This is a genomic window from Sphingomonas sp. 66-10 (assembly GCF_001897045.1).
GTDB classification, from domain to species: domain Bacteria; phylum Pseudomonadota; class Alphaproteobacteria; order Sphingomonadales; family Sphingomonadaceae; genus Sphingomonas; species Sphingomonas lycopersici.
On sequence record NZ_MKRR01000160.1, the window covers coordinates 72,651 to 83,274 of the forward strand.

Below are 10,624 nucleotides of genomic sequence, written 5' to 3' on the forward strand. Positions count from 1 at the left end.
GAGCAGATCGCAATCTATCGTGGCGACTGGAACACGGTCACCCGCGCGCGGGCGGAAGCCGCCTTCGAGATCGAGACTCAGGTGATGCCGTGGATGCTGCCCGAAACGCTCGGGCTGATGCTGCTCGGCATGGCGTTGTTCCGCGCCGGCTTCTTCTCGGGCGGCTGGGCGCGACGGCATTATTGGGCGGTGGCGGCGGCCGGCGCGGGGGTGACGATCCCGCTCTATGTCGCGCTGGCCGGCTGGATGAGCGCGACGCATTTCGATCCGATCCTGCTGCTGCTCACCGAGCCGCTCCACCTCACCCTGCTGCGCCCGGCGCTGGCGATGGCGGAGGCGGCGCTGGTGATCCTGTTCGTCACCTCGGGCCGCGCGCGCTGGCTCGCGGCGCGGCTCACCGCGGCGGGGCGGATGGCATTCAGCAACTATCTCGGCACCAGCATCGTCTGCACGCTGATTTTCTACGGCTACGGCCTCGGCTGGTTCGGCCGACTGGAACGCTGGCAGCTCTACCCGGTGGTATTCGCGATCTGGATCGCGATGCTCGGCTGGTCGCAACCCTGGCTGGAACGATTCGCCTATGGCCCCGCCGAATGGCTGTGGCGCAGCATGGCACGCGGCCGGTGGCAATCTCTTCGTCGCATTTGAGCGTCGCGCAATTGCGAACCAGCCGCAAAAGCACTTGCGAGCGCATCGCAATAGCCCTAGATCGCAGGGCGAGCGAGGGAGATCCGCATGGTCGTCTGCGTCTGCAATGCCATCCGTGAATGCGAAGTGCGCGAGGCCGCGCGGCAGGGATCACGGACGGCGTGTCAGGCCTATCGTTCGCTCGGGCGCCAGCCGAAATGCGGCCAGTGCGTATCGTTTGCGCGAGCCATTATCGATGAAGAGCGCGCTGCTGCATAACGCTCGCAGCAACGAAACCCGCAGAAATCCGCCATTTTTTGGGTTGCCCGCGCTGCATCAGGCGCGGTAAAACATCTGCCTAACCGAAAGGCAGAAGACATGAAGGGCGACGCGCGCGTCATCGAATTGCTCAACGAGACGCTGAAGAACGAGCTCACCGCGATCAACCAATATTGGTTGCACTATCGCATGCTCGACAATTGGGGCGTCAAGAAGCTCGCCGAATTCGAGCGGCACGAATCGATCGACGAGATGAAGCACGCCGATATGGTGGCGGATCGCATCCTGTTCCTAGAGGGGCTGCCCAATTTCCAGCTGCTCGGCCGGCTGCGCGTCGGCGAGACGGTCGAGGAAGTGCTCAAATCCGATCTCGCGCTCGAGATGGAGGCGGTGGCGCAATTGAAGGGCGCGATCGCTTATTGCGAGGAAGCCAAGGATTACGTCAGCCGCGACCTGTTCACCAAGATCCTCGAAAGCGAGGAAGAACATGTCGACACGCTCGAACGCCAGTTCGAGATGATCGAGCGGATGGGGCTGCAGAATTACATCCAGCTCAACGCCAAGAGCGAACACGAGAGCTGAGTTCAGCGTCTCGCCTGGGGCTTACCCCTCCACCAGCCTTCGGCTGGTCCCTCTCCCCTCCGGGGGAGGAACGGGGGACCGAACAATTCCTCCCTCGGAGGGGGAGGGGGACCGTTGCGAAGCAATGGTGGAGGGGTAAGCCCCAAGCGAGACGCCAGCGATATATTGGCCGCCTCTCCGCCAGCGCCCTCCCCCTCAGTCCGATTTCGGCCCGAACGGATTGCGCGGCGCGCGCAAGGTCAGCCGCACCGGCACCGCGCCGAAGCCGAGATCGCGGCGCAGGCCGTTCATCAGATAGCGTTCGTAGCTCGCCGGAAGCTGATCGACCCGCGTGCCGAAGATCACGAAGCTCGGCGGACGCGTCTTGATCTGCGTCACATAGCGCATCTTGATCCGCTTGCCGCCGGGCGCGGGGGGCGGATTGGCCTCGATCGCGCGCTCGAACCAGCGGTTGAGCTCGCCGGTCGGCACGCGGCGCGACCAAGCCGCGCGCGTCTCGAACGCCGCCGCGATAAGCTGGTCGATCCCCTTCCCCGTCGCCCCCGACACGGTGAGCAAGGGCACGCCCTTCACCTGGCTGAGGCCGTCCTCCAGCGCCTTGCGCACGCCGTTGAACAGCGAAGAGGGGTCGGCGGCGACATCCCATTTGTTGAGCGCGATCAGCAGCGCACGCCCCTCCGACAGCACCTTGTCGGCGATGCGCAGGTCCTGCGCCTCCAGCCCGAGCGTCGCATCGAGCAGCAGCACCACCACCTCGGCGAAATCGACCGCGTGGAGCGCATCGGCGACCGACAGTTTCTCAAGTTTGTCCTGCACCTTGGCGCGCTTGCGCATCCCGGCGGTGTCGATCAGCCGCACCGGGCGCGGGCCTTGCGGGCCGTGCCAGGTCCAGTCGATCGCGATCGAATCGCGGGTGATCCCGGCTTCCGGCCCGGTGATCAGCCGATCCTCGCCGAGCATGCGGTTGATCAGCGTCGACTTGCCCGCATTGGGGCGCCCGACGATCGCCAGCTTGAGCGGGGCATCGTCGCGCTCGTCTTCTTCCTCGCCGGCGGAGGCTTCGACCTCTTCGTCGCGTTCGAGATGCGGCAGCAACGCCTCGAACAGATCGGCGACGCCCTCGCCATGTTCGGCGGAAAGCTGCACCGGATCGCCGAAGCCGAGCGCGAGCGATTCGAGGATACCCTGCTCGGCGGCGCGCCCCTCGGCCTTGTTGGCGACGAGGATGATCGGGGTGGTCGATCCGCGCAGCCAGCGCGCGATTTCCTCGTCGAGCGGGACGATCCCCGCACGCGCGTCGACCAGGAACAGCGCGACATCGGCCATCTTCACCGCCGCCTCGGTCTGGCGGCGCATCCGGCCGGGGAGCGTATCGGGATCCTCGTCCTCATAGCCCGCGGTATCGACGACGCGGAAATCGAGCCCGAGCAGATGCGCGTCGCCCTCGCGCCGGTCGCGGGTCACGCCGGGGCGGTCGTCGACCAGCGCCAGCTTCTTGCCGACGAGGCGGTTGAACAGGGTCGATTTGCCGACATTGGGTCGGCCGACGATCGCGACGATAGGCAGCGGCATCGCGGCGCAATAGCCGCAACGCGCGCCGCCGTCACCTGTGGCGTCAGTTAGATCGGATTTCAGCCTACCACCCCGGCCTTCGCCGGGGGGGGGAAGCGTGCTAGCGGGCGATGCTCGCGCCGCCCCTCACCGGTAAGCGGTCACGCGCCCCTTCTGATCGAGCACATAGAGCGTGTTGTTGGCGACCACCGGCGGCAGCCCGAATTCCGCGCCGTGCTTGATCGTCGTCTCGACCTTGCCGTCGGCCGGCGAGACCGCGACGATCTCGCCGCGGGTGTTGGTCAGCCACAATTTGTCGCCCGCCATCACCGGCCCGAACCACACGTATGGGCCGGACTTCTTCTTGACGTTCTTGTAGCCGCGGAGCTGCGCGATCCAGCGCACCTTGCCGTTGGCGCGCGACAGGCAAATCAGCCGCGCATCGTCGGTGACGACGAACAGCCATTCGCCCGCGAGCCACGGCGTCGAGGTGCCGGCGAGATTCTGCTCCCACAGACGCTGGCCGGTATCCATTTCGATCGCGACCATGCGTCCGCCCTGCCCGACCGCATAGACACGGCCGTCCGCGATCACCGGATCGGCATCGATATCGGCAAGGCTCGACACCGAGGTCGACATTGCGGTGCGCGACAGCGCGTCCTGCCACAAGGTACGGCCGTTTTCGTAGCGATAGGCGTTGAGCTCGCCCGACGAGAAGCCCGCGACGATCGTCCCCGAGGCCGCCGCGGGCGCCGCGACGCCGAACACGCCCTGCGATTCGATGCTGCCCGATTCGGCCCATTGCACCTTGCCGTCGGCCTCGCCGAGCGCGAACAGCTGGTTGTCCTGGCTGAGCACATAGACCTGGCCGTTGGCGACGGTCGGCGCGCCGCGCAGCGGGCCGCCCGGCTTGGCGCTCCAGATCACCTTGCCGTCGGCCGCGTTCAGCGCGGCGACCTGGCCGAGCCCGTCGGTCGCGAATACCTTGCCGTCGTCGAAGCTCACGCCGCCGCCAAAGCGCGCCGCGCGGTTCTTCTTCTCCGTCGCCATCGGCGTGGTCCACAGCGACGCGCCGGTATCCGCGCGGAAGGCATGGACCACCGCATCGACGTCGACCACGAACAATTTGCCGTCAGCGACCACCGGCGCCGCGCCGAGCCGCTGACGGTTCGATCCGCCGTCGACCCGCGCACTCCACGCCCGCGCCGGTGCGGCGCCGAGCGCGAGATTGCCCATATTCTTGGAAGGGTTGCCGCCGGGCTGCGCCCAGGCGTCGTTCGGCGCCGCGGGCGGGACGGTGACGGCGACCCCGGCGAGCGACGGATCGACCGCCGCGCCATTCTCGGAGACCAGGATCGGGATGCGCTCACCGAGCGTCGGGGTCTTTTTCGGGCCGTGGCCCTTGAAGATGCCGCACCCGCTCAATCCCACCAGCGCCGCGATCACCAGCGGCGCGGCCAGAACCTTCTTCATTGCTGCTTGGCCTTCTCGTTACCGGCGGCGCCGCCGCTCTGCGCGGCGCCGGTATCCAATACCGCGCCCATCTGAACCGCGCGTTGACGGAGCGATTCCGGCACCGATTCGGTCGCCGCAATCTGGTTGTAGAGCCGCATCGCGAGATCGCGCCGGCCCTGCTTCAAATAAGCCAGCGCGACCAATTCGCCCGCGCTGCCGAAATAGGGATTGCCCGGCGCCGCCAGCCCGCGCAGCCGGCTGACCACCACATCGGGCTTGAGCGTATCGAATTCGGCCATCGTCTGCCGGATCAGCGCGAGATCGCGGAACGGCTTGGCCATCGACTGATCGCCGGCGATCGCCGCGAATTGTTTCGCCGCGCCCTTCAGGTCCTCCTTGCGCAGCGCGATATCGGCCTGCGAGAACAGCGCGGCGGCGCGATAGCCGTCCGACTTGGACTGGGCGAGCTCGGCCAGCGCCTTGGCCGAGGCGTCGAGCTTGCCCGCGGCGAGATCGTCATAGGCGACCTGCAATTGCTCGCCCTCGCGCTCCGCGGCCTTGTGCTGGCGGTTCTGCCAGAACAGATAGCCGCCGAAGACGGCGAGCCCGCCGACGATCGCGACGATCAGCAACCGGCCGTAGCGCCGCCAGAAATCGAGCGCCTGATCCTGGCGCAGCGCATCATCGACTTCGCGCAGGAATGCTTCATTGCTTTCGGGCGACAGGGCCAAGGTGAACTCCGGCTACTGGAAAAACGCGCCTGTTTAGCCGCGCCCCCGGGGAAACGGAAGCGGCTTGGACGTCCTATTTGGGCTGATAGACCTGCTCGACACCCGGAAAGGCGCGCGAGCGGACCTCATTGGCATAAGCTTCGGCGCGTTCGGAGATGTAACCAGCCATGTCGCCGTAGCGCTTCACGAAGCGCGGCACCCGTTCGAACATCCCGAGCATGTCCTCCGCCACCAGCACCTGACCGTCGCATTGGGCCGACGCGCCGATGCCGATCGTCGGGCAATCGATCGAGCGGGTCAGCTCGATCGCGATCGGCTCGATCACGCCCTCGACGACCAGCGAAAAGGCGCCCGCGCGCGCGATCGCCTGCCCGTCGTCGATGATCTTCGCGGCTTCCTCCTGCGTCCGCCCGCGCGCGCCATAGCCGCCGAGCATGTTCACCGCCTGCGGGGTGAGCCCGACATGCCCCATCACCGGGATCCCGCGCTCGACGAGGAACTGGACGGTCGGCGCCATCGCCACCCCGCCCTCCAGCTTCACCCCGGCCGCGCCGGTCTGCTTGAGCAGCCATGCGGCGCTCTCGAACGCCTTTTCGGGCGAGGTTTCGTAGCTGCCGAACGGCATGTCGACCACGACCATCGCATGATAGCTGCCACGCACCACCGCCGCGCCGTGCGCCGCCATCATCTCGAGCGACACCGGGACGGTCGAGGGCAGCCCGTAGATCACCTGCCCCAGGCTGTCGCCGACCAGCAGCAGATCGCAATGCGGATCGAACAATTGCGCGGTGCGCACGGTATAAGCGGTGAGCATCACCAGCGGCTCGCCGCCCTTGCGCTTGCGCACCGCGGGGACGGTGACGCGCTTCATCGGCGCGGACACCGGGGTCGCGCGGCTGGTGGAGCTGTCGATCGTGAAGGTGGTGGACATGGGCGCGACGCTTAGAGGCTTGCCGGCCCGAAGGCCAGTCTAACGCGCCCAGCGATTGCGGATCGCGACCCCGGCGAGCCGCACCTCGATCAGCGCCACCGCGAAGATGAACAGCGGGAAATAGGTTACCCAAATCCCCTTGGTGGCGATGATATCGGTGGCGGCGAAGAGATAGCCGAACTGGACGACGATCGCGACCAGCGAGATCACGAACAGCGGCCGCGCCACCGCCCTGCGGAACAGCAGCGCCAGCGCCCCGAGCAGCCCGCTGCCCACCGCGAGCGCATAGACCCAATTGTACCAGGCGGGGAGCGACGCATAGAGCGCGCGATCATAGGCGCTCGTCTGCCCCATCGCCTCCGCGCCGAGGCGGAATTGCTGGACACAGGCGAACACGCCCATCGCGCCCCACAGCACCAGCAGGATCGCGACGATACGAAACCAGACCGGCACCGGCCGCGCGAACTCGCTCATCCACTCTCCCCTTTCGTGGGCGGGGATTGTGCGTCGTTATCGATCGTTACACAAGTGTTTGATATTGCGCCGCGTCGAACCCCACGACCAGCGTGTCGCCCTTCACGGCCACCGGGCGACGGATCGCCGACGGATTGGCGAGCATCAGCGCGATCGCCTTTTCCGCATCAAGGTCGACCTTCGCCGCGTCGGGCAATTTGCGGAATGTCGTGCCGGCGCGGTTGAGCAATTTCTCCCAGCCGAGCCGCGCCACCCAGCCGCGCAGCGCGCCCTCGTCGACCCCGGCCTTTTTGTAATCGTGAAAGGCATAAGCCGCGCCGTTCGCGTCGAGCCACACGCGCGCCTTCTTCACGGTGTCGCAATTGGGGATGCCGTAGAGTGTGATCATGCCCCCTCAATCGAGGAAACGGCCGAACACCGCAACCGGCTGATCCGCGAAACCGAGCGCGCGATAAAAGGCGTGCGCGTCCTCGTTCCCGGTGCGGACCATCAGCTGGATCTTGGGCACCTCCCGCGCGCGCAGCCACGTCTCCGCCGCGGCCATCAGCGCGCGGCCCAGCCCGGCGCGGCGCGCATCGGGCGCGACCGCGAGATAATAGACCCAGCCGCGATGCCCGTCGTGCCCGACCATCACGCTGCCGGTCAGGGCGGCGTGCTCGTCCCCTTCGCGGGAGCACAAGGAGGACACGACGTGATCGCGATCCAACGCACGATGCTCCGGCGCGACCACGCCCCGCGCCACCAGAATCGTCGAACTCGGCCCGGCGAGCGCGAAGGCGATGTCGCGCGCCGGCGGGTTCCACGCGCGGGTCAGCCCGCACGCCTCCCACAGCGCGATCAACGCCGCCTCGTCGCCTGCGGTCGCTTCGACGATCACTTCGCCGCCTGCTCCTGCTTGGCGAGATCGGCGGCGAAGGCGGTGCGCGCATTCTGCACCAATTTGGGCAGCGCGGTCGCATCGACCAGCGCCCCGCGTCCGGCGCGTTCGCGCAGCTCGGCCGCGACGGTATGGAACGGCAGGACGATATCGGCCTTGATCGCGGCGAGACGATCGAAGCTGTGCCGGAAATCGCCGACGATCCCCGGATAGGCGCGATTGCCGACCAGCCGGTTGCCCGCGACGGTGATGCTGCAGGCGAACAATATGTCGCGCGGCGTCCCGCGGTCGACGACGCGCATCCGCCAGCTCGTGCAGCCGGGGGTATGCCCCGGGGTGGCCACCGCGGTCAGCGTCACCCCGCCGAGCGTCACCGTCTCGCCGTCGCGAATGCCGCGATCGACCGGCGCGGCGGGGAAGCGGATCACGCCGTAATCGACCTCGCCCGGCGGCGTCCCGGTCTCCACCGCCTGTTTGTCAGCCGCACCGACCACCAATCTGGCGCCGGTCGCCTTTTTCAATGCGGCGAGGCCGCCGGCATGATCGAAATGCGCGTGGCTGAGCAGGATCAGCTTGACGTTGCGCAGCTTGTCGCGCGCGGCGATGTTGCGTTCGAGCGCTGCAACATTCTCCGCCATCGGCGCGTCGATCAGGATCGACCCCGCGCGGGTGTGGATCAGATACGACCCCAGCCCCTCGGTCCCGACATAATCGATCGGCCCGATCACATGGAACGGGGCGGCCGGGCGGGTCCATTCAGGCGGATCGGCGGCGCCCGCGGGGGGCGCAAGCACGACAAGCAGCGCAGCCGCTGCCGCCAGTTTGACCCGAATCGCTCCGACCCGAGTGCTCAGGATCAACATGCTGGAATCCCCTAGGAAAACGAGTTTCAGCCGAAGTGTAGCGGCGCCACGGCTGCGAGGAAACCACGGTTATGCGCGAGATTATTTGGTCGTTTTCGGCCCGAGATGCGTGCTCCCCCAAAAGCCTTCGGGCAGCGTGTCGAGCCCCTTCAGCCCGGCGCGGGTCACCGCCAGCTCGGATTCGCGCTGCGCGGCGGTGAGGATCTTTTCCTCGTCGGCGGTCAGCACCTGTCGGTCGCGCATCAGCACGCGGCCGTCGACCAGCACGGTCGAGACATCCTCGCCATTGGCATAATAGACCAGCCGATAGACCGGCATGTTCATCGGCACGAGATGCGGCTTGAACCAGTCGACCAGGATGATGTCGGCCTTCTTGCCGGCTTCGAGCGAGCCGATGTCCTTTTCCATCCCCAGCGCCTTGGCGGCATCGATCGTCGCCATTTCGAGCACCTTGCCCGCCGGCAGTACCTTCGCATCGTGGAAATAGAAACGGTGGTAACGCGTCGCCTGGAACATGTGGCGGAACATGTCGAAGCTGCGATCGGGCGCCACCCCGTCCGATCCGAGCATCACCGTCGCCCCCGCGTCGATCAGCTCGGTCGCCGGGTTGCGGCCGTACATCGAGAAGATCGCGCTGGGATTGTGCGAGATGCGCGTGCCGGTCGAGGCGATTAGCTTGATCTCCTCGTCGGTCAGATTGGTGGCGTGCGAGAAGATCGCATCGGGGCCGAGCAGCCCGAGCACGTCATTGGCATATTTCACCGTGCCGCGGGTGTGCCCGTCCTGCAGGAACAGCACCTTGTAACGCTTCGACAGATCGCGCGCGGCATGCGCCTCGCGCACCATTTCGTCGAGCGCGGCGCCGGCGAGCTTGTCGTCCGGGCTGATCGTCGGGAACACCACCGCCATCCTGATGCGGCCGTCGGCGGTGCCGTTCCACTTGCGGATCAATTCCTCCGACACCGCGAGCTGGCGATCGAACGGCACCGTAAAGTCGCGCTTCGCCGCACCGGTCCAGTCGGTGAACCCGCTGGGATAAGGGCCGCGGCGCGGGCCGACCCCGAGGAACCAGCGCACCCCGATCTGCCTGACCCCCTCGAAATAAGCGTCGCCATATTTCGCGTCGTCGACGCGATAGACGTCCGAACCGCCGCCGAAGAAATTGACCGAGGTGGTGACCCCGGACTTGAGCCGCTCGAGCCCCGCGAGCATCGCATCGGCGCGCCAGAAATCGGGGGTCGAGCCGTGCGCGTACATCCGCTCGACATTCTCGTTCCAAGTGTCGCTGTCCGCACCGAGCGTCTTGAGCAATGCGTGCCCGGCGTGGCCGTGGCCGTCGATCAGCCCCGGCATCACGATCTTGCGCCGCGCGTCGATCGTCTCGCGCGGGCTGAACCGCGCCTTGAGCTCGGCGGTCGTCCCCACCGCGGCGATGCGGTTGCCGACGATCGCCACCGCGCCATCGTCGATCACCCGCCGCGCGGGGTCCATCGTGACGATCGTGCCGTCGGTGATCAGGATATCGGCCGGCTCCGTCCCCGCGGCATGCGCCGGCGCATAGGCCGCCGCCGCCACGCCGAGCGCGACGACCAACGCGCCCCGCCGCGTCGCGACGCGATCAAACAACATGATGACCTTGCGCATCGCCCAGCCCCTCTCCCCTTTCCGCCGAGCGCCTATCGTTAGGCAGCCGGTGCAGCATTCCAAAATTAAATGCCTGCATGAAGATCATTGCGATCGCAGATCGTCAGGCGGCGTGCTTCCTGTGCAAGGCGAGCGCGGCGAGCGCATAATGCACGCCGCCCCATAGCAGGAAGGCGGTGGCGACGAGCAGTCCCTCGCGGGTCGCCTGCGCAAGGACATCGTGGCACGCGGCGACGAGCTCGGCCGACGCTCCCGCCGCGGCCTTGCCCGCCGGGCACAAGGTCGCGAAGCTTTGCGTCGCGACCGGCAGCAGCGCGAATTTCGCCGCCGCGAGCCGGTCGATGATCCAGCCGATCAGCGGCGGCCCGCCCCCCGCGGCGATCAGCGTGAGGAACAGCAGCATCAGCGCGCTCGCCGTCGCGCGGCGGTGCGCGGGAAAGGCATTCTGCACCGCGCCGAATGTCGGCCCGTGCGCAAGGTATTGGAACAGCCCCGGAAACAGCAGGATCGCCGAGGCGATGCGCCAATCCGGCTCGGTATAAGCGAGATAGTAAAGCGGCGCCGCGATCGCGAGCCCGATCGCCGGCACCAGCCCGCGCCACGCCGCGTT

The 10,624-nt window shown here is 67.2% G+C and carries 13 protein-coding genes (1 of these 13 running past the window's edge); 3 read left to right on the top strand and 10 right to left on the bottom strand.

The genetic code is table 11. The annotated features are described in order from the left end of the window. The 3 genes from BGN95_RS25140 to bfr form a co-directional block, all read left to right on the top strand. Positions 1–648, top strand: a 648-nt coding sequence (locus tag BGN95_RS25140; protein ID WP_286774371.1) for a DUF418 domain-containing protein, incomplete at its 5' end; no start/stop codon positions are given. A gap of 87 nt (positions 649–735) precedes the next feature. Then, on the top strand, positions 736–906 hold the full coding sequence (locus BGN95_RS25145; RefSeq protein WP_179513334.1) for a (2Fe-2S)-binding protein: 171 nt from the start codon (positions 736–738) through the stop codon (positions 904–906). Positions 907–1,005: 99 nt separating this feature from the next. Further along, on the top strand, positions 1,006–1,488 hold the full coding sequence (gene bfr / locus BGN95_RS25150; RefSeq protein ID WP_179513333.1) for a bacterioferritin: 483 nt from the start codon (positions 1,006–1,008) through the stop codon (positions 1,486–1,488). Between the two features lie 195 nt (positions 1,489–1,683). Here bfr and der read toward each other — a convergent pair whose 3' ends face one another. The 10 genes from der to BGN95_RS27295 all read right to left on the bottom strand — a co-directional run. Continuing rightward, positions 1,684–3,060 carry a ribosome biogenesis GTPase Der gene (gene der, locus BGN95_RS25155; RefSeq protein WP_286774372.1) on the bottom strand — a complete coding sequence of 459 codons (1,377 nt, stop codon included), beginning with the start codon at positions 3,058–3,060 and terminating at the stop codon, positions 1,684–1,686. Positions 3,061–3,186: 126 nt separating this feature from the next. After that, positions 3,187–4,512, bottom strand: a complete 1,326-nt coding sequence (locus BGN95_RS25160) for a PQQ-like beta-propeller repeat protein (RefSeq protein WP_179513331.1) — start codon at positions 4,510–4,512, stop codon at positions 3,187–3,189. Further along, on the bottom strand, positions 4,509–5,225 hold the full coding sequence (locus BGN95_RS25165; RefSeq protein WP_286774373.1) for a tetratricopeptide repeat protein: 717 nt from the start codon (positions 5,223–5,225) through the stop codon (positions 4,509–4,511). Before BGN95_RS25165 ends, BGN95_RS25160 begins: the two co-directional genes overlap by 4 nt. Positions 5,226–5,298: 73 nt before the next feature. Further along, positions 5,299–6,156 (bottom strand): 3-methyl-2-oxobutanoate hydroxymethyltransferase, encoded by an 858-nt coding sequence (gene panB, locus BGN95_RS25170; RefSeq protein WP_179513329.1) that lies wholly within the window; start codon positions 6,154–6,156, stop codon positions 5,299–5,301. A 39-nt stretch (positions 6,157–6,195) separates the two neighbouring features. After that, positions 6,196–6,630, bottom strand: coding sequence for a hypothetical protein (locus BGN95_RS25175; RefSeq protein ID WP_179513328.1), 435 nt, complete (start codon positions 6,628–6,630; stop codon positions 6,196–6,198). 46 nt (positions 6,631–6,676) lie between these two features. Continuing rightward, a complete protein-coding gene (locus tag BGN95_RS25180; protein WP_286774374.1) occupies positions 6,677–7,018 on the bottom strand; it encodes an ArsC family reductase in 342 nt (113 codons plus the stop codon). Positions 7,019–7,024: 6 nt separating this feature from the next. Continuing rightward, the gene (locus BGN95_RS25185; RefSeq protein ID WP_286774375.1) at positions 7,025–7,507 is read right to left on the bottom strand and encodes a GNAT family N-acetyltransferase; all 483 of its coding nucleotides are present in this window, start codon (positions 7,505–7,507) and stop codon (positions 7,025–7,027) included. Further along, positions 7,504–8,370, bottom strand: a complete 867-nt coding sequence (gene bla / locus BGN95_RS25190) for a subclass B3 metallo-beta-lactamase (protein ID WP_265269348.1) — start codon at positions 8,368–8,370, stop codon at positions 7,504–7,506. Before bla ends, BGN95_RS25185 begins: the two co-directional genes overlap by 4 nt. Before the next feature lie 81 nt (positions 8,371–8,451). Beyond that, complete coding sequence (locus BGN95_RS25195) at positions 8,452–10,014, bottom strand: amidohydrolase family protein (protein ID WP_286774376.1); 1,563 nt, start codon at positions 10,012–10,014, stop codon at positions 8,452–8,454. Between the two features lie 65 nt (positions 10,015–10,079). After that, on the bottom strand, positions 10,080–10,624 hold the final stretch of the coding sequence (locus BGN95_RS27295; RefSeq protein ID WP_502688354.1) for a spinster family MFS transporter. It continues 901 nt past the right edge of the window; only the last 545 of its 1,446 coding nucleotides appear in the window; its start codon lies off the right edge, out of view — the gene reads right to left on this strand; it ends in the stop codon at positions 10,080–10,082.